Here is a 17,288-nt window from a genome sequence, read left to right on the forward strand (position 1 = left end):
CGACGTGGCCGACCGCACCGCCGGACCGCCCGGACTGGAGGTTCCATGGCGCGCCAGGCCGCTGGCCGTTCCCGACTCGGTGCGGGTCACGTGCTCACATGGCGGTGATCGTCGCCCCGGCCCCGGGGCGGGGGGGGGGGGGGGGGGGGGGGGGGGGGCCGCGCCCCCCCCCCCCCCCCCCCCCCGCGCGTGTCGTGGGTCCTGCCCGCTGACCGTCCCGGGCCGCCCCCCCCCGCTCAGCTCGACTGCAGCAGCGTGTGCTCGTTCAGGAACGCGGTCACCAGGCGCACCAGGTCGTCGGGTCGCTCGATGTGCAGCCCGTGGCTGGACCCCGGCCCCGTCATCAGCTCGTACCGCGCGCCGGGAACGGCGTCGGCGACCGCCTTCGCCTGCCAGGGCGGGGTGAGCAGGTCCTGCTCGCCCACGACCACGAGGGTGGGGGCGGTGATGCCGCCCAGCCGGTCGAGGGTGTCGTGCGCCAGGTCGGCGTCCCACTGCTCGACCGTGACCTGCATCTGCTCCTCGGTCTGGGGAAACGCCGGCAGCATCGGCTCGAGCATCTTCTCGAAGTCGGGGTGGTCGAGCAGCTGCGGTGAGAAGGCGATGCCGGCGCTCGCCAGGGCCGCCTCCATGTCCCGCGTGGCGTAGGGGTGCCGCAGGGCGGAGAGCACCGAGCGCTGGAAGCCGTCGCACCGCGCCCAGGTCGCGTACATGACCGCGGTCGCGACCTGCTCCGGGTGCGCGAGCGCGAGCTCCTGCAGGATCGCCGAGCCGAGCGACCAGCCCATGACGTGCGCCCGCGGGACGTCCAGTGCCTCCAGCAGGGCGGAGGCGTCCTCGGCCAAGGAGGCCACCGTGATCTCGCCCTCGCCTCGCTCGCTGCCGCCGAGTCCGCGGTTGTCGTAGGCGATCACCCGGTGGTGCTCGGCCAGCCGCGGGATCAGCTCGCCCCAGAGCAGCAGCGATCCCGACGTCCCCATGACGAGCAGCAGCGGGTCGCCCTCGCCGCTGATCTCGTAGTTGAGCGTCACTCCGGTCCGGACGGCCGTCTGCGGCATGGTGGCTCCTCGCTGAGCTGTGGAACCCGCCGGGCACGGCGCCCGTCGGGAGATCTGGGCAGGGCGACGGCGTCACCGGTAGACGAGCGACCCGTCGTCGAGATCGGCCTTGGGCAGGATCTCGGCCTCTGCCGCGTGCTCCAGCATGTGCGTCCACGGCTCGCGGTCGCCTTGCTTGAACAACACGTGCTGGGACCGCATGACGTACCCGGCGTTGAAGTCCTCCGGGTCGCACCACGGGCGCACCTGCATGCCGGCGTCCTCGTCGCGCAGCGTCGGGACGACCATGGTGGCGTCCTTGAGCTCCATGGTCTCCATCAGCCGGATCACGAGGTCGCTGACGAGGTCCACCCGCAGTGTCCAGCTGTGCCGGAAGTAGCCGAAGACGTAGGCCATGTTGGGGACGCCGCTGATCATCAGGCCGCGCCAGGTGAAGCGTTCGGTGAAGTCCACCGCTTCGCCGTCCACGGCGAAGGCGACGTCCCCGAGCACGGAGAGGTCGAACCCCGTGGCGGTGACCACGACGTCCGCCTCCAGCTCCTCCCCGGAGCCGACCCGGATCCCCGTCTCGGTGAAGGTCTCGATCGTGTCGGTGACGATCGAGGCCTTCCCCTCCCGGAGCGCCGCGAACAGGTCACCCTCGGGGACGATCGCGATGCGCTGCTGCCACGGGCGGTAGCGCGGCGTGAAGTGCTTCTCGACGTCGAAGCCCTCCGGGAGCAGCGGCTTCATCGACTCCATGAGGAACGTGTGCAGATCGTCGGGGGCCTCGTGCGCCAGCCGGGCCAGCTCGTTAAACTCGGCGGTGTAGGCCCGGCGGAGGATCTCGTGGGTCCAGTCCTCCGGGATGTCCAGCTGCCGCAGCGTCACCGCGAGGTCGTGCGTCAACGGCGGGGCGAGGAAGTAGGACGGCGAGCGCTGCAGCATGGTGACGTGCGCCGCCTGCCCGGCGATGGCGGGGATCAGCGTCGCGGCGGTGGAGCCGGACCCGATGACGACGACCCGCTTGCCGGAGAGGTCCAGGTCGTCGGGCCACTGCTGCGGGTGCACGACCTGGCCCTCGAACCGCTCCATCCCCTCCCAGCGCGGCTGGTAGGGCCGGGCGTGGTTGTAGTAGCCCTGGCACATCCACAGGAAGCCGGTGGTGAACCGCAGCTCCTGCCCGGTGTCGGTGCGGGTGACGTGCACGGTCCACCGTCGGTCCTCGCTCGACCAGTTCGCTGCCGTGACCTGGTGCAGGAAGCGGATGTGCGGCGCGAGGCCGTCCTCGGCGATGACCTCGTCCAGGTACTTCAGGATCTCCTCGCCCGCCGCGATGGAAGGGCCGCGCCAGGGCTTGAAGCGGTAGCCGTAGGTGAACAGGTCGCTGTCCGAGCGGACGCCGGGGTACCGGTGGGTCCACCAGGTCCCCCCGTGGCGGTCCTGGGCGTCGAGGAGTACGAGCGACTTCTCGGGGAAGCGTTCCCGGAGGTGGTGGGCGGCCCCGATGCCCGAGACGCCGCTCCCGACGATCAGGACGTCGACGTGCTCGGGGGGGGACGGGTCGCCCGCCTGCTCCGGCTCGGTGCGCTGCTCGGTCAGGGTCATGGTGCCGACCTCCACGTGCTGCTGTGGTCCAGGTCACAGAAGGTACCCACCGCGACGGCCGCTGCGGGAGACCCGGCGCGCCCGGGAACACCGGCCGGTCCGAAGCCTTGTCGCGCGGAGGAGGCGGGAGCACCCTGACGGCCACCCCGCAGCGGCGGCGTCGGACGGCGCCGCCCCGCACCTCAGGAGCGCCCGATGCTGTTCCACCTCAGCTTCCGCGTCGAACACACCCGCCTGGACCGCGACGAGTTCTGGGACGAGTGGGAGCGGGAGACCCAGGCGGCGGTCGGCGCGATGGAAGCGGGGCTGATCAAGAGCCTGTACAAGGTGGCCGGCCAGCGCCGGGTGATCGGGATCGTGGAGGTCGAGTCGCACGACCAGCTCGACCAGGTCGTGATGGGCGCCCTGCCCATGAGCCACCACCTGACCCTCGAGGAGGTCCTCCCGGTCCGGGAGTACACCGCCTTCGCCGAAGACGTGCGCAGGCGCTGGAAGTCCTGACGGCGGCCGGTGCGGATCGGCCACCCCTCCCGGCGAGCCCATGTCCGCGACGCCGCCGCCCCACCGGCGCGAGATCCGCTCGGCCCGGTTCCCCCACGGGCTGCCGGACCGCTGCGACGACACGGTCCTCGAGGCGTTCGACGGCGCCTGGCTGCTGCTGGAACGCACCCCGAGCGGCTACCGCGTCCTCGGGACCGCCGACGACTACGCGGCGGCCCGGGCGTGGCTGACCGCGACCGGGGACGCGGCCGAGCCCTGACGCCGGAGGCCGGGCGCGCAGGTCGCTGGCGCTCCCGGGCGTCCCGCGTCATCGTGTGGGTCGCACGGGGGTCCACCCACTCCACACGGAGGCCTCATGCGCCCGACGCTCCGCCGTACCGCCGCGGCGGTCTTCCTCCTCCCGCCGTTCGTGCTCGCGCTCGCCCCGCCGGTCGCCGCGGACGACCGCCGTCCCGGTGAGGGCCGCGGCCAGCCGGTCACCTACGCGCTGTCCGGCGATCCGGAGGGCTCCCAGTTCGAGGGGATCGCCGTCGCCGGGAAGGGCCGGGCGTTCTACGTCACGGAGACCACCGGCGGGGAGCTCCACCGCGGCCGGCTCGACCACCCGCGGACCGATGTGTGGCTGGACGAGGACGACGCCCTGGCGGACGGCCGGCGCGTCGCCGTCGGCATCGCCACCGACCGGCGCGAACGGGTCTACGTCGCCGGGGGCGACAACCGCACGCAGGACGGCGCGCCCGCGGACGCCCCGGACTTCTGGATCTACGACGACGACCGCGACCTGTTGGCGGCCCTGCGGATGCCCGTCGACGGCCCGCTGTTCCTCAACGACGTCGTCATCGGCCCGGACGGCGCCGCCTACGTCACCGACTCGACCACCCCGCGGATCTTCCGGATCGCCCGCGAGCACGGCGACTGGACGGCGTCGCTGTGGTCGGACGCGGCCGGCACCATCGCGCAGGAGCCGGGCACGTTCGGCCTCAACGGCATCGAGGTGGCCCCCGACCGCCGGTCGCTGGTGGTGGCGCACAGCGCGGCCGGGCAGCTGTGGCGCTTCGACCTCGCGACGGCGGCGCCCACCCTCGTCGACACCGGCGACGTCGACCTGACCTCGGCCGATGGGCTCGTGGTGGAGGGGCGCACGCTGGTCGCCGTCCGCAACTTCCCGCGCCTCCTCACCTACCTGCGGCTGGACCCCGACGCCACGGCGGCCCGGGCGGTCGCCGAGGTGGCCACCGACCCCGACCGCGTGCTGACCACCGCGGACGTCGCACGCGGGCGGCTGCTGCTGGTGGACAGCCAGTTCGACGAGGCCCCCCCGTCGCAGGACTCGGAGGTGGTCGTCCTGCGGTTCCGCCCCTGACGACCCGGCCGGTCCCGGCCTCGCACCGTCGCGCCCGGCGGTCTCGTATCGTCCGACCCCATGCGCTCCTCGGCAGCGGTCGACTCGGTCCGCGGCTGGGTGATGGTCGCCGCGGCGTTCGCCGGGATGTTCGTCTCGTTCGGCATCGCCTACTCGTTCGGTGCCTTCCTCGCCCCGATGGCCGAGGAGTTCGGCTCCGGTCGTGGCGCGACGTCGGCGTTCTTCGCCCTGACCTCGCTCACCTACTTCGGCCTGGGCGCGCTCAGCGGCGTCGCGGTGGACCGCTACGGCCCCCGGCGGGTGCTGCTGGTCGGTGCCGTGGCCCTCGGCGCCGGGCTGACCGCGACCTCGCTGGCAGGTGAGCTCTGGATAGGCCTGCTCACCTACGGGCTGGGGGTCGGCGTCGGGGTGGCCTGCGCCTACGTCCCGATGGTGGCCGTCGTGAGCGGGTGGTTCGAGCGGCGCCGCACGCTCGCGATCGGGGTGTCGGTGACGGGCATCGGCCTGGGCACCCTCGCGGTGGCGCCGCTGGCCGCCGCGCTGATCGGCGAGCTCGGGTGGCGCACCACCCACCTCGTGCTGGGGCTGGCCGGGGCGGTGGTCCTCGTGGTGTGCGCCCTGGTGGTCCAGGCGCCGCCGGTGGAGGCGGGCCCGGCGGCGCTGACGCTCCGCGACGCGGTGCGCAACCGCGACTACCGGCGGCTGTACCTGGCCTCGGGGCTGCTGTCCGTGGCCCTGTTCGTGCCGTTCGTGCACCTGCCCGGGTACGCCGTGCAGCAGGGGGTCGACCGGGTCGCGGCGGCGGCCCTGGTCGGCGTGATCGGGCTGGCGAGCACCGCCGGCCGGCTGCTCCTGGGGCTGATCGCGGCGCGGACCGGGTCGTTGCGCGCCTTCCAGGGGTGCTTCCTCACCATGGGGCTGAGCTTCGCGCTGTGGGCGCTGGGCAGCGGGTACGGCATGCTGCTCGCCTTCGCCGTGGTGCTCGGCGTCGGCTACGGGGGCTTCGTGGCGATCGGGCCCGCCGTCGTCGCCGACCGCTTCGGCACCACCCGCCTCGGTGGGCTGCTCGGCGTCCTGTACACCAGCGCCGGGATCGGCTCCGCCCTCGGCGCACCGCTGGCCGGCGCGGCCGTCGACGCCTCGGGCTCCTACCTCCCGGCGATCGCCGGCTGCCTGGTCCTGGGGCTGGCCGCCACCCTGGTCGTGCTCAGCGTCGGTCGCGGAGCTCCGGCGCCGGAGAAGGCAGCGAGGGCGCAGCCGGCGGTGCGGTGAGCTCCTGGTAGGCGGTCGTGTGCGCGCGCAGGGCGGCGACCGCATCGGCGACGTCGGTGACCGGGCGGCTGCTCGCCACCACCGCCCGCTCCGCCTCGCGCACCGCCTCGCAGACGTCGGCGACCGTGTCCAGGTAGGCCCGGGCCTCGGGCTCCGGATCGGAGCGGTCGGTCGGGTCGGCCCCCAGGGCTCGGAGCCGCAGCCGCTGCTCGAGCCGGCTGCCCTCGGCGACCAGCGACGGCAGCAGGTCGGGCACGTCCCCGAGGTGCGCACCGGCGGCCTGCGCCGCGGCCACGTGGCGGCGCAGCCCGTCCCGCGCCCGGCAGATCTCCAGCTGCAGTTCCGCCGCGGAGCGCCGGGACCCCGGTGGCAGACGGCGCGCGGCGACGGCGGTGGCCCCCTGCAGGCCCAATTCGCGGCCGCGGGAGGCCAGCTCCCGGCCGCGGGCGACCAGCGGGCTGCGCCGCACGCGCCGCACCACCAGCCAAGCGGTGAGCAGGGCGACGAGCAGGAGCACCAGCACGGTGCCGCCGAGGACGGCCAGGACCGTGGGGTCGAGCGACATCAGCCACGACAGCTCGCCGTCGTCGCCCACCTCGAGGGCGACGGCGGGGCCGGTGGGCAGCGGGGTGGTCATGGAGCTCCTCGTGCAGGGCGGGGGCCGGTCCCCAGGCAACGCTCACGGACCGCTCGACGGTTCCCGACCCGCCGGGCTCGCGGGGGCTCAGGTGCGCGCCCCGGTGCCCGCCTCCTCGGTGAGCTGCGTGACCGGGACACCGCAGGCCTTGCGGAGCCGGGCCGGGAGGTCGCGGCGGAGCCACTGCGACAGGCCGCGCGGCAGCGTCGAGACGACGATCTCGTCGGCCGGGAAGTGGCCGAGCGCGGCCCGGACGGCCTGCAGCGGATCGGGGTCGCCGACCTCGCCGTCGACCTCGGCGCCCAGGGCGCGGAGCTCGTCCAGCGCCCGGTCCAGACGCTGCCGCGCCAGCGCGAAGGCGCGCTCCTGCACGGAGGGCCCCACGGCCGCGTACGCGCTCGGGCCGTCGACCTCGTCCCGCGCCGGGGTGGCCGGCGCCACGAGGTGGAAGGAGTGCGGCCCGGCGGCGATGCGCTCCTGCACGGCCCGGCCGAGGCTCTCGCTCGACAGGGTCTGGTTGGCGACGACAAGGCAGCGGCGCATGGACGGGCTCCTGTTCGGGCGGTGCCGACGACGGCCAGTGTGTGCCACGCCACGGCGTCCGACCACGCCGACCACCGCCGGCCGCCGATCCGACGCCCCCGGTCCGCGTGCCGTCCTTCGTCGGCATGCCTGCCGTTCACCCAGCGGCCAGGCCCGTCCACCAGGTGGCCGCATCCGCCGGGGAGCCGGGGGCGCCGCACTGCTACCGGGTGCAGGGTCGGAGGCTGCTGATCGAGTGGGACAACGCCCAGCGCGGGGCCACCCACGCCCACTCGGTGTGGCGCGACCCCGCCGCAGATCTCGGGCTGGACGTGCTGGCCCGCCACCGGGTCTCCGACCACGGCTAACGTTCAGCCGGGCGCCTCGGGCAGGGCCAGCCCGTAGTGCGCGATCTTGCGGTACAGGGTGGCCCGGCCGATGCCGAGGGTCTGCGCGGCCCTGGTCACTGTGGTGCCCGGCTCGGTGAGGCAGCGGACGATCTCGTCGCGCTCCAGCCGCTCCAGCCGGCTCAGCACGCGGGAACCCCCGTCGAGCACCTCCGGGGCGAGGTGGTGGACGTCGACGACGTCGGCGCGGGCCACGGCCTCGCGCACCACCTGGCGCAGCTGGCGGGTGTTGCCCGGCCACGGGCAGCCGGTCAGCGCGCGGGCCGCGCGGGCGGTGAACTCGACGGGGCGGTGCCGCTCGGCCCGTGCCACGGCGTGCGCCACCGCCATGACGTCATCGGTGCGCAGGCGCAGCGGCGGCACCTCGACGACGGCGTCGACCAGCAGCGCCAGCGGCGGGGGGAGCGCGGCGTACTCCCGGCTGGTCAGGACGAAGGGCTGCGGGCGGCCGTCGGTCCGCCGCGCGGCGGCCAGGACCGCGGCGAGCTCCTCGGCCGCCCACGCCGGCAGCCGGTCGGCGGCCGACACGACGACGTGCACCTCGGGGTCCCGCAGCTCGGGCGTCCACAGGTCCAGCCAGGCCGCAGCGCCGTCGTCGCCGGGCGCACGGGCGTGCAGGACCCGGCGGCCGCGGCCCCGGTGCCGGCGCGCGGTGACCGCGAGCATCGACTTGCCGACCCCCGGCTCGCCGACGACGGCGAGCACCCGGCCCGCCGCATCGGCCGCTCTCGCGGACGCGAGGGCCGCATGCCACGCGGCCGAGACGCACGGGTCCCCGTCGCCGGCGGCTCCGGCGACCACCCGGAAGACCTCGCCCCGGGGTGCCGATCCCGCCGGCCGGCCGGTGGTCCGCTGCAGCATCAGCCCGCTCGTCGCGCCGGCCGCCGCCTGCGCCAGGGCCAGCAGCAGCTCGGAGGACGAGTCCGACCAGGTGGTGAGGTTCATCGACCCCGCCAGCTCGCCGGACACCGGGTCCAGGACGGGGACGGCCGCGCAGGTGTACCCGCGCAGCTCGGCGCAGTAGTGGTCCGCGGCCCGGACGAGCGTGGGGGCGCGGTCGGCGAGTGAGAGGCCGAGCCCGTTCGTGCCGGCCTGCCGCTCGGAGTAGTAGAAGCCCGGCGCCAGGTGCACCGCGTCCAGGGAGCGCCGCATCCCCGCGTCGCTGCACAGCCGGGTCAGCACCAGCCCCTCGCGGTCGGCGACCATCAGGCTGACCGGCTCGTTGGCGATCGTGGCCTGCAGCCCCGCGAGCACCTGCGATCCGCACTCGTACAGCAGCGACCCGGTGTCGACCGAGCCGGTGAAGCGCGGCAGGACCTCGTCGGGGGGTACCCCGTACTCCTGGCTGCGCCGCCACGAGGCCCGAAGCCGGGGCGCCGCGAGCCGCCCGTCGGCTCGCGGGCCGGGGCCGAGCGGTGCGGGTGGCGACCCGGGCCGTTCCGTCTCCACGCCGGAGCACCTCCTCCGGGGGTGCGTGCGCCTCCGCACCCGTCTCGTTCCTGGTTGGCCCGGCACGGTACGCCTCAACGACGTCTCAAAGTGAGACAGACCACATCTTCCGGGCGGGGCGCGACCTTCCTAGCGTCGTGTCCGAGCGGCGTGACCGCCGCCACATCGGGAGACGCTGGGAGGCCGGCAGATGTACCGCAGGGACGGCGAGGACTACTTCATCGTGGACGCCCACATCGCGCTGTGGGACGCACGCCCGGAGAACCAGCGGAACGTGCACGGCAAGCAGTTCATCGACTGCTTCTACGACTACCACCGCAACCTCAGCCCCGAGTCCGAGGTCTGGTCCTACGAGGAGTACCTCTACCAGGGCGGGGAGCGGCTGATGCGCGACGTCTTCGGCGACGGGATGGTCGACCACGCGATCTTCCAGCCGGCCCGGCTCGCCGAGTTCTACCACCGGGGCTTCGGCCAGACCGAGGAGGCGTTCGCCCTCGCCCAGGCCCACCCCGACAAGCTGACCTACAACCACTACTGGGATCCGCGCGACGGCGAGAACGGCCTGGACGCCCTGCGGGCCGCGGCGGAGCGGATGAACCTCAAGGGCGTGAAGCTCTACACCGCGGACTGGCACGGCGAGTCCCGCGGCTGGAAGCTCACCGACCCGATGGCCTACCGGTACCTCGAGGTGTGCCGCGAGGTCGGCATCCGGAACATCCACGTCCACAAGGGCCCGACGATCCGGCCGCTGGACCGCGATGCCTTCGACGTCGCCGACGTCGACCACGTGGCCACCGACTTCACCGACCTGACCTTCGTCGTCGAGCACTGCGGCCTCCCGCGGCTCGAGGACTTCTGCTGGATCGCCACCCAGGAGCCCAACGTCGTCGCCGGCCTGGCCGTGGCCATCCCGTTCATCCACACCCGGCCGCGCTACTTCGCCCAGATCATGGGCGAGCTCCTGTACTGGATCGGGGAGGACCGCATCCTCTTCTCCAGCGACTACGCGCTGTGGACCCCGCAGTGGCTGGTGCAGAAGTTCGTCGACTTCCAGATCCCCGAGGACCTGACCGAGTACGCGCCGCTCACCACCGTGCAGAAGAAGAAGGTCCTCGGCCTCAACGCGGCCAAGCTCTACGACCTGCCGGTGCCGCCGGAGCTGCAGCTGCCCGACGCCGACCAGACCCTGACCGGCCCCCGGGACCCGGCCGCCGCCGACCTCGCGACCGTCTGAGGCCGAGGCCCCCGTGACCGCCCTCCTCCCCGACCTGCGAGCCGCGGTGCGCGCGGCCCTGGCCACCGTCGCCGATCCGGAGCTGGACGAGCCGATCACCGACCTCGGTTTCGTCCGCTCCGTGTCGGTGACGGGCGCCCGTGCCGAGGTGCACCTGCGGCTGCCGACGTCGTTCTGCGCGCCCAACTTCGCGTGGCTCATGGCGTCCGATGCCCGGGCCGCGGTAGCCGCCGTCCCCGGGGTTGAGTCCGGGGGGGGGGGGGGGGGGGGGCGCCCGCCCGCCCCCCCCCACAACCCCCCCCCCCCCCCCCCCCCCCGCCCCCCCCCCCCCCCCCCCCCCCCCCCCCCCCCCCACGACTCCGACCTGATCAACCGCGGCCTGGCCGCCGGATCGGGCTACCGCGGCACCTTCGGGCACGAGGCCGAGAACTCGTTGGACGAGCTCCGCGCGACCTTCGTCCGCAAGGCCCACACCGCCGCGATGGAGCGGGCGGTCACCGCCCTGCTGCGCACCGATCCCGGCGTGGACGTCGCGGCGGTCGTGCTCGGTGACCTGCCGGCGGGGGAGCGCACCACCGAGGCGTTGCTGCACCGCCGGGCCGCGCTCGGCCTGCCGCTGGACGACGACGCACCCGTGCTCGTCGACGCCGACGGCACCCGCCCCGCCAGGGAGGAGGCCGCGCTGTTCCTGCGCAGGGCCCGCTCCGTGCGGATCTCGATCGACGGCAACGCGCACTTCTGCCGCGGCCTGCTCACCACCCGCTACCCCGGGTCGGAGGCCGACCAGGCGCCCCGCCCCGAGGACCGACCGCTCCTCCCGCTCACCGTCTCGAAGGGAACCCGCCCGTGAAGGCCGTCCGCGTGCACTCGTACCACGCCGACCCGAGCATCGACGACATCCCCGAGCCGCAGCTGCGGGGGCCCCTCGACGTCATCGTGAAGATCGGTGGCGCCGGCGTCTGCCGCACCGACCTGCACATCCTCGAGGGCCAGTGGGCGGAGCTGCAGAACCCCGACCTGCCCTACGTGATCGGGCACGAGAACGCCGGGTGGGTGCACGCGGTCGGCGAGGGCGTCACCAACGTCGCCGTCGGCGACACCGTGATCCTGCACCCGCAGCCGAGCTGCGGGCTGTGCGCGGCCTGCCGCGCCGGCCGGGACATGCAGTGCGAGAACGCCTTCTTCCCGGGGCTGTCGAACGACGACGGCGGCATGGCCGAGTACCTGCGCACGACCGCCCGCGCCTGCGTGAAGCTCGACCCGTCGACCAACCCGGCCGACGTCGCCGCGCTCGCCGACGCCGGCATCACCGCCTACCACGCCGTGCGCAAGGCCCTGCCACTGCTGCACCCGGGCGCGACCGCCGTCGTGCAGGGCGCCGGCGGGCTCGGCCACATCGGCGTCCAGTGCCTGGCCGCGCTGTCGGGCACGCGGATCGTCGTCGTCGACCGCAACCCCGACGCCCTGGAGCTCGCCCGGCAGATCGGCGCGGACGAGACCGTGCTCGCCGACGGCGGCCAGGTGCAGGCGGTGCAGGAGCTGACCGGCGGGGGTGCCGACGTCGTCTTCGACTTCGTCGCCGAGCAGGGGGCGGAGATGGACGGCTGGCGCATGACCGGCCCGGCCGGCTCCCTCTACGTCATCGGGTACGGCGGCGAGCTGCGGATCCCGACGCTGGAGTTCGTCGCCGGGGAGAAGAACGTCGTCGGCAACATCGTCGGTACCTACACCGACCTGGCCGAGCTGATGGTGCTCGCGCAGGCGGGCAAGGTCACGCTGCACACCCAGCAGTACCCGCTGGACCGGGCCGTGGACGCGATCCGCGATCTCGACGCCGGGAAGGTCCGGGGCCGGGCCATCCTCGTGCCCTGACCGGGCCGGCCCCTCCACCGCCCAGACTGCGCCCCACCGGCCGAGGAGGCCCCGTGACCACCCCACCGACACCCGCCCCGACCTGCTCACCGTCATCGCGCACATGCGCACCCCCGACGACGACGGCCTGCGGATCGACCGGCTCCGCCGCATCGCCTGACGGGCGGGTGATCAGCGGCTGACAGCATGGCGGCGTGCGCGCCGTCGTCGTCGACTCCGTCAGAGCCAGGCCCGAGGTGCGGGAGGTGCCGGCGCCCACGGCGCCGGCGGGCGGGGTGGTGGTGCGCGTGATGGCCACCGGGATGTGCCGCAGCGACTGGCACGCCTGGGCCGGCCACGACGAGATCGCCTTCCCGCACGTGCCCGGGCACGAGCTCGCCGGCGTGGTCGCCGAGGTCGGCGCCGGTGTCGCTCGCTGGCAGACGGGGGACCGGGTGACCGTGCCGTTCGTCTGCGGCTGCGGTCGGTGCCGGTGGTGCCGGGCGGGGGAGGCCCAGGTCTGCCCCGACCAGCAGCAGCCCGGCTTCACGCACTGGGGGTCGTTCGCCGAGCACGTCGCCCTGCACGGTGCCGACACCAACCTGGTCGCGGTCCCGGAGCGCGTCGACTTCCCGACGGCGGCCGCGCTCGGCTGCCGGTTCGCGACGGCCTACCGCGGCCTGGTGGGCCGTGCGCGGATCGCCGCCGGTGAGTGGGTGACCGTGGTGGGAGCCGGCGGCGTGGGGCTCAGCGCGGTCATGATCGCCCGCGCGACGGGTTGCCGCGTCGTCGCGGTCGACCGCAACCCCGCGGCGCTCGCCGCCGCGGCCACGCTGGGCGCGGAGCACACCGTGCTGGCCGACGGCGCCGACGTCCCGGCCGTCGTGGGGGAGCTGACCGGCGGCGGCAGCGACGTCGCCGTCGACGCCGTGGGGAGCGAGCAGACCTGCGCCGACGGCATCCGGAGCCTCCGGCGCCGGGGCCGACACGTGCAGATCGGGCTGCTGCCGCCGGTCGGCGGGCACCCGCGGGTCCCCATGGACCGGGTGATCGGCTGGGAGCTCGACCTGCTCGGCAGCCACGGCATGGCGGCGGCCGACTACCCGGGCATGCTGGCGCTCATCGAGCGGGGCGCGCTGCGGCCCGACCTGCTGGTGGAGCGCACCATCGGGCTCGCGGAGGCGGCGGACCTGCTGCCCGTCCTCGACCGGGCGGAGGTCGCCGGGATGACGATGGTCGACCCCGCCCGCTGACCGCCCGCCGCCCGTCGGGCGTGAGCCCGCCCGCGTGAGGGCATCGGAGAATGTCACGCCGGCTGTCGATCCGGTGGTGTCGCCGTTCGACCCAGGGGTGAGAGGGTCCGACCGGGACCCGGACACCACGCAGGAGCGACGCCGTGAAGTACATGCTGATCATGCGGGCCACCGACGAGAGCTACGCCGAGATGGCGAACGTCGACTTCGACGAGGTCCTCACGACGATGGGCCGGTTCAACGACGAGATGATCCGGGCCGGCGTCCTCGTCGCGGCCGAGGGTCTCGACGACGCGGCGAAGGGCGTCGTCGTCGACTACTCCTCCCAGCCACCGGTCGTCACCGACGGCCCGTACGGGGAGACCAAGGAGCTGTTCGGGGGCTTCTGGATCCTCGACGTCGCCTCGCAGGAGGAGGCCGTCGAGTGGGCGAAGCGGGCGCCGCTGGCCGGCCCCGGCATGAAGGCCGAGATCCGCCGCGTCAGCAGCATCGACGAGTTCCCCCAGGACAACGAGTGGATCCAGAAGGAGCGGGCGTGGCGGGAGCGGACCGGCCAGCTGTGAGCCCGCCGGGGGGGGGGGGGGGGGGGGGCCCCCCCCCCCGCCCCCCCCCCCCCCCCCCCCCCCCCCGCCCCCCCCCCCCCCCCCCCCCCCCCCCCCCCCCCCCCCCCCCCCCCCGGGCCGGCAGCGGCCGCGAGGCCGTCGAGGCGGTCTGGCGCATCGAGTCGGCGCGCATCGTCGGCCGGCTGGCGCGGTACACCGGCGACTTCGCGCTGGCCGAGGACCTGGCCCAGGAGGCGCTGGCCGAGGCCCTGGTCACGTGGCCGCGGGAGGGGCCGCCGCGCGATCCCGCGGGCTGGCTGCTCACCGTGGGGCGTCGGCGGGCCATCGATGCCTTCCGACGCCGGTCCGCACGCGACGAGCGGTACGCGACCCTCGCCCGGGGCCTGACCGATGGAGGCACCACCTCCGGCGCCTGGTCACCCGCCACGGACGACGACGACCTCCTGTGGGACCCCGACCAGGTGGACGACGACGTCCTCGCGCTGATGTTCGTGGCGTGCCACCCGGTGCTCTCGCGGGAGGCCCAGGTCGCGCTCACGCTGCGCGTCCTCGGCGGCCTGGGCAGCGACGAGATCGCCCGGGCCTTCCTCGTGCCGACCGCGACCGTGCAGGCCCGCATCACCCGGGCCAAGAAGACGCTCGCCGCGGCCGAGGTGCCCTTCGAGGCGCCGCCGGCCGAGGAGCGCCGCGAGCGGCTCGGCTCCGTGCTGAGCGTGCTGTACCTGGTCTTCACCGAGGGGTCGACGGCCACCTCCGGGAAGGACTGGATCCGGCCGGACCTGGCCCGCGAGGCGATCCGGCTGACCCGGGTCCTGACGCGGCTGGTGCCCGACCAGCCGGAGGTGCACGGCCTCCTCGCCCTGCTCGAGCTCACCGCGGCCCGGTTCCCGGCCCGGGTGGGCGACGACGGCGAACCGGTGCTGCTGGAGGACCAGGACCGGCGGCGCTGGGACCGGGCCGCGATCCGGCGCGGGCGGGCGGCGCTCGCCCAGGCCGGGCGGGTCGGCCGCGGGCTCGGCGCGTACGGTGTCCAGGCCGCGATCGCCGAGTGCCACGCGGTCGCGCCGTCGGTCGAGGGCACCGACTGGGAACGGGTCGTCCTGCTCTACGACGTCCTCTCCCGGCTGGCGCCCTCGCCGGTGGTCCAGCTCAACCGGGCGGTCGCAATCTCCATGGCCCGCGGACCGGCGGCCGCGCTGCCCCTGGTCGACGACCTCGTCGCGGCGGGCACCTTGTCCGGCTCCCACCTGCTGCCGAGCGTCCGCGGCGAGCTGCTCCGGCGGCTCCACCGCCATGGCGAGGCGCGCCGGGAGCTCGAGCGCGCGGTCGGCCTCTGCGGGAACGAGCGCGAACGCGGCGTGCTCCAGCGCAAGCTCGCCGCGCTGCCCTGACCCGGGTGCGGAGGCGGGCGTGCCGCGCGGTGGGCGGAGTCGTGCCGCCGCTGGCAGGGTGGCGCCATGGCATCCACCCCTCCCGTCGTCGTGGTCACCGGTGCGAACGGGTTGGTGGGCACCGCGGTCTGCCGGGCGCTCGTCGAGCGGTCGGCGCAGGTGCGTGCCGTCGTCCGCCGGGCCGGCAGCGCGCCTTCGCTGGACGGCGTCACCGAGCACGTCGGTGACTTCGCCGACGAGGAGCTCGCCCGCTCGGTGACCACGGGCGCCGACGCGGTCGTCACCACCGTCCACCCGATGGGCTCCCCCCGGGAGGTGCAGCACCGGGTGGGCGTCGAGGGGACGCGGGCCGTCGCCCGGGCCGCCCGGGACGCCGGCGTCGCCCGGCTGGTGCACCTCTCCACCGCCGGGGTGTACGACCGCTCGGCCGGCGTCGGCGACGTCGCCGAGGACGGCGCCCTCCTGCCCGAGGGCAGTGGCGCCTACCCCGACACGAAGAACGCCGCCGACGCCGCGCTGGCCGAGGTCGGCGGGCTCACGACCGTGCTGGTGCGCCCCCCGGCGGTCCTCGGCGCGGGCGAGACGTCGGTCTGGAACACGCTGCGGCCGAAGCAGGTGCGCGACGGCGAGCGCCGGGCGAACCCGGAGCAGACCTGGGCCTGGGTGCACGTCGAGGACCTCGCGGCCCTCATCGCGGACGTCGCCACCGGTGCGATCGCGACCGCCGACGACGCGGAGCGGGGCCCCGTGGCCGGCGCCACCACGCCGGTCGTCGTCGCGGGTGAGCCCGCGACGTGGCGGGACTACCTGGGCACGGTGGCCGACGCGCTCGGCGTCGAGCCGCAGTGGACCGACGAGCCGGTGTGGACCGGCGCCCTGCGCACGGACCGCGCGCGGGCGTGGGGCTGGGCGCCGCGGGTGGGCCTCGCGCAGGCCCTGGACGAGCTGCGGCGGGGCCTGACGCCCGCGTCGTGACGGGCTCGGTCACCCCCTCCCGGCTCGTGCCGCCCCGGGTCAGAGCAGGGACAGGTCCAGTCGCTCCGAGAGCAGGTGCAGCGCTGCCCGCCCCGCCCGCGAGTTGCCCTTCTCGTCGAGCGGCGGCGACCACGCGCACACGCCGAAGCGCCCGGTCACGTCACCCATCACGGCTCCGGCGACCCCGCTCTTGCAGGGGAAGCCCAGGTCGTAGGCGAACTGCCCGGCGGCGTCGTAGGTGCCGCACGTCAGCATCAGCGCGTTGACCCGTCGCGCCAGGGGCTCGGACAGCACCGCCGCGCCGGTGCGCGGGTTGACGCCGTCGTTGGCGAGGAAGCGGGCGGCGCGGGCCAGCGTGCGCGTGGTCACCGTGATCGAGCACAGGCGGAGGTAGAGCTCCACGACCTCGTCGACCGGGTGGTGCACGTTCCCGAACGAGCTCATCAGGTGGCCCATGGCCCGGTTGAGGGAGCTGCTCTCCCGTTCGGCGTCCAGCGCGATCCCGTCCAGGGTCGCCTCCTCGCCGGTCAGGTCACCGACGAGGCCGGCCACGGCCCCGAAGGGGTCGTCCGCCGCGTCCAGCAGGACGTCGCAGACGACCAGCGCCCCGGCGTTGATGAAGGGGTTCCGCGGGACGCCCTTCTCGTGCTCCAGCTGGATGAGCGAGTTGAACGGGTCGCCGGAGGGCTCACGGCCCACCCGCTCGAACAGCTCCTCGCCGACCAGCTGGAGGGCGGCCGTGAGGGCGAACACCTTCACCACGCTCTGGACCGCGAAGCCGACGTCGGCGTCGCCGGTCACGTGCTCCGTGCCGTCCAGCTCGGCGAGCGCCAGCCCGAAGCGGGCGGCGTCGGCCGAGGGCAGCTCCTCGGGCTGCTCCTCGACCTCGCCCTCCTCGGCCAGGTGCCGCGAGCGGTCGGCGACCTCGGCGAGCACCGCCTCGAGGTCGGCGGTGCGGTCGGGGGAGGAGGGCTGGGGCGAGGGGGGCATCCACCCCCGCTACCCGTCGTCCGGGTGCGGACACTCCCGCGCCGACCGGTGCGGAGCGCTCCACCGGGGACGAGTGCCGACGTCGGGAACGGCGACGGTGGCGTCGCGGATCAGCACCGGCGCCGTTGACGCCGGCGGCCGCGGCCAGGATGCTGCGCGAGTGCCCGGCGTCGGGGCACCAGGCGGCAGATCACCGTCGTCCCACCCCCGCGGGCCACGGTGAGGCGCGCCGCGC

The 17,288-nt window shown here is 75.1% G+C and carries 18 protein-coding genes and 1 pseudogene; 13 read left to right on the forward strand and 6 right to left on the reverse strand.

Features of this window, described 5'->3' with window-relative positions; genetic code table 11:
* Positions 1-236: 236 nt before the first annotated feature.
* Together ACI794_RS18125 and ACI794_RS18130 are read right to left on the reverse strand one after the other, a co-directional pair.
* Positions 237-1,058: an alpha/beta fold hydrolase gene (locus ACI794_RS18125; RefSeq protein ID WP_456617052.1), complete on the reverse strand. Its 822-nt coding sequence runs from the start codon at positions 1,056-1,058 to the stop codon at positions 237-239.
* 72 nt (positions 1,059-1,130) lie between these two features.
* Complete coding sequence (locus ACI794_RS18130) at positions 1,131-2,645, reverse strand: flavin-containing monooxygenase (protein ID WP_456617053.1); 1,515 nt, start codon at positions 2,643-2,645, stop codon at positions 1,131-1,133.
* A 195-nt stretch (positions 2,646-2,840) separates the two neighbouring features.
* On the opposite strand from ACI794_RS18130, the gene ACI794_RS18135 reads away from it, so the two are divergent.
* The 4 genes from ACI794_RS18135 to ACI794_RS18150 all read left to right on the forward strand — a co-directional run bounded on the left by ACI794_RS18135 (position 2,841) and on the right by ACI794_RS18150 (position 5,781).
* Complete coding sequence (locus tag ACI794_RS18135) at positions 2,841-3,146, forward strand: muconolactone Delta-isomerase family protein (protein WP_456601796.1); 306 nt, start codon at positions 2,841-2,843, stop codon at positions 3,144-3,146.
* A gap of 40 nt (positions 3,147-3,186) precedes the next feature.
* Positions 3,187-3,405 (forward strand): hypothetical protein, encoded by a 219-nt coding sequence (locus ACI794_RS18140; RefSeq protein WP_456601795.1) that lies wholly within the window; start codon positions 3,187-3,189, stop codon positions 3,403-3,405.
* Between the two features lie 96 nt (positions 3,406-3,501).
* Positions 3,502-4,509 (forward strand): SMP-30/gluconolactonase/LRE family protein, encoded by a 1,008-nt coding sequence (locus ACI794_RS18145; protein ID WP_456617054.1) that lies wholly within the window; start codon positions 3,502-3,504, stop codon positions 4,507-4,509.
* Positions 4,510-4,569: 60 nt separating this feature from the next.
* Positions 4,570-5,781, forward strand: coding sequence for an MFS transporter (locus tag ACI794_RS18150; protein WP_456617055.1), 1,212 nt, complete (start codon positions 4,570-4,572; stop codon positions 5,779-5,781).
* Here ACI794_RS18150 and ACI794_RS18155 read toward each other — a convergent pair.
* Positions 5,717-6,418 (reverse strand): hypothetical protein, encoded by a 702-nt coding sequence (locus ACI794_RS18155; protein WP_456601792.1) that lies wholly within the window; start codon positions 6,416-6,418, stop codon positions 5,717-5,719. The genes ACI794_RS18150 and ACI794_RS18155 overlap by 65 nt on opposite strands.
* Positions 6,419-6,505: 87 nt before the next feature.
* Entirely contained in the window at positions 6,506-6,961 is a 456-nt protein-coding gene (locus ACI794_RS18160) for a hypothetical protein (RefSeq protein ID WP_456601791.1), read from the reverse strand.
* 164 nt (positions 6,962-7,125) lie between these two features.
* On the opposite strand from ACI794_RS18160, the gene ACI794_RS18165 reads away from it, so the two are divergent.
* Positions 7,126-7,308 (forward strand): DUF3500 domain-containing protein, encoded by a 183-nt coding sequence (locus ACI794_RS18165; RefSeq protein ID WP_456617056.1) that lies wholly within the window; start codon positions 7,126-7,128, stop codon positions 7,306-7,308.
* A gap of 3 nt (positions 7,309-7,311) precedes the next feature.
* Here the strand turns inward: ACI794_RS18165 and ACI794_RS18170 are convergent, their stop codons facing one another.
* On the reverse strand, positions 7,312-8,796 hold the full coding sequence (locus ACI794_RS18170) for an AAA-type ATPase lid domain-containing protein (protein ID WP_456617057.1): 1,485 nt from the start codon (positions 8,794-8,796) through the stop codon (positions 7,312-7,314).
* Positions 8,797-8,986: 190 nt separating this feature from the next.
* Here ACI794_RS18170 and ACI794_RS18175 point away from each other — a divergent pair, with 190 nt between their 5' ends.
* The 8 genes and pseudogenes from ACI794_RS18175 to ACI794_RS18210 all read left to right on the forward strand — a co-directional run bounded on the left by ACI794_RS18175 (position 8,987) and on the right by ACI794_RS18210 (position 16,063).
* Positions 8,987-10,030, forward strand: coding sequence for an amidohydrolase family protein (locus ACI794_RS18175; RefSeq protein ID WP_456601788.1), 1,044 nt, complete (start codon positions 8,987-8,989; stop codon positions 10,028-10,030).
* Between the two features lie 46 nt (positions 10,031-10,076).
* Positions 10,077-10,265: pseudogene (locus ACI794_RS18180) on the forward strand (iron-sulfur cluster assembly protein); the annotation flags it as partial.
* A 198-nt stretch (positions 10,266-10,463) separates the two neighbouring features.
* On the forward strand, positions 10,464-10,880 hold the full coding sequence (locus ACI794_RS18185; RefSeq protein ID WP_456601787.1) for a hypothetical protein: 417 nt from the start codon (positions 10,464-10,466) through the stop codon (positions 10,878-10,880).
* Positions 10,877-11,902, forward strand: coding sequence for an NAD(P)-dependent alcohol dehydrogenase (locus tag ACI794_RS18190; RefSeq protein WP_456617058.1), 1,026 nt, complete (start codon positions 10,877-10,879; stop codon positions 11,900-11,902). Before ACI794_RS18185 ends, ACI794_RS18190 begins: the two co-directional genes overlap by 4 nt.
* Positions 11,903-12,096: 194 nt before the next feature.
* On the forward strand, positions 12,097-13,134 hold the full coding sequence (locus tag ACI794_RS18195) for a zinc-binding dehydrogenase (RefSeq protein WP_456601785.1): 1,038 nt from the start codon (positions 12,097-12,099) through the stop codon (positions 13,132-13,134).
* A gap of 152 nt (positions 13,135-13,286) precedes the next feature.
* On the forward strand, positions 13,287-13,697 hold the full coding sequence (locus ACI794_RS18200) for a YciI family protein (RefSeq protein ID WP_456601802.1): 411 nt from the start codon (positions 13,287-13,289) through the stop codon (positions 13,695-13,697).
* 170 nt (positions 13,698-13,867) lie between these two features.
* On the forward strand, positions 13,868-15,088 hold the full coding sequence (locus tag ACI794_RS18205; RefSeq protein ID WP_456617083.1) for an RNA polymerase sigma factor: 1,221 nt from the start codon (positions 13,868-13,870) through the stop codon (positions 15,086-15,088).
* 66 nt (positions 15,089-15,154) lie between these two features.
* Positions 15,155-16,063 carry an NAD-dependent epimerase/dehydratase family protein gene (locus tag ACI794_RS18210; protein ID WP_456617059.1) on the forward strand — a complete coding sequence of 303 codons (909 nt, stop codon included), beginning with the start codon at positions 15,155-15,157 and terminating at the stop codon, positions 16,061-16,063.
* 39 nt (positions 16,064-16,102) lie between these two features.
* On the opposite strand, the gene glsA is transcribed toward ACI794_RS18210, so the two are convergent.
* Positions 16,103-17,053, reverse strand: coding sequence for a glutaminase A (gene glsA, locus ACI794_RS18215; RefSeq protein WP_456601783.1), 951 nt, complete (start codon positions 17,051-17,053; stop codon positions 16,103-16,105).
* Positions 17,054-17,288: the final 235 nt, after the last annotated feature.

Source organism: Blastococcus sp. SYSU DS0541 (genome assembly GCF_054050875.1).

Excerpts from the sequence above, each read along its gene's own strand:
- ACI794_RS18130 (WP_456617053.1), bottom strand. The coding sequence starts at position 2,645 with ATGACCCTGACCGAGCAGCGCACCGAGCCGGAGCAGGCGGGCGACCCG.
- ACI794_RS18200 (WP_456601802.1), top strand. The coding sequence starts at position 13,287 with ATGCTGATCATGCGGGCCACCGACGAGAGCTACGCCGAGATGGCGAAC.
- glsA (WP_456601783.1), bottom strand. The coding sequence starts at position 17,053 with ATGCCCCCCTCGCCCCAGCCCTCCTCCCCCGACCGCACCGCCGACCTC.
- ACI794_RS18155 (WP_456601792.1), bottom strand. The coding sequence starts at position 6,418 with ATGACCACCCCGCTGCCCACCGGCCCCGCCGTCGCCCTCGAGGTGGGC.
- ACI794_RS18160 (WP_456601791.1), bottom strand. The coding sequence starts at position 6,961 with ATGCGCCGCTGCCTTGTCGTCGCCAACCAGACCCTGTCGAGCGAGAGC.
- ACI794_RS18175 (WP_456601788.1), top strand. The coding sequence starts at position 8,987 with ATGTACCGCAGGGACGGCGAGGACTACTTCATCGTGGACGCCCACATC.
- ACI794_RS18140 (WP_456601795.1), top strand. The coding sequence starts at position 3,187 with ATGTCCGCGACGCCGCCGCCCCACCGGCGCGAGATCCGCTCGGCCCGG.
- ACI794_RS18125 (WP_456617052.1), bottom strand. The coding sequence starts at position 1,058 with ATGCCGCAGACGGCCGTCCGGACCGGAGTGACGCTCAACTACGAGATC.
- ACI794_RS18210 (WP_456617059.1), top strand. The coding sequence starts at position 15,155 with ATGGCATCCACCCCTCCCGTCGTCGTGGTCACCGGTGCGAACGGGTTG.
- ACI794_RS18150 (WP_456617055.1), top strand. The coding sequence starts at position 4,570 with ATGCGCTCCTCGGCAGCGGTCGACTCGGTCCGCGGCTGGGTGATGGTC.
- ACI794_RS18135 (WP_456601796.1), top strand. The coding sequence starts at position 2,841 with ATGCTGTTCCACCTCAGCTTCCGCGTCGAACACACCCGCCTGGACCGC.
- ACI794_RS18145 (WP_456617054.1), top strand. The coding sequence starts at position 3,502 with ATGCGCCCGACGCTCCGCCGTACCGCCGCGGCGGTCTTCCTCCTCCCG.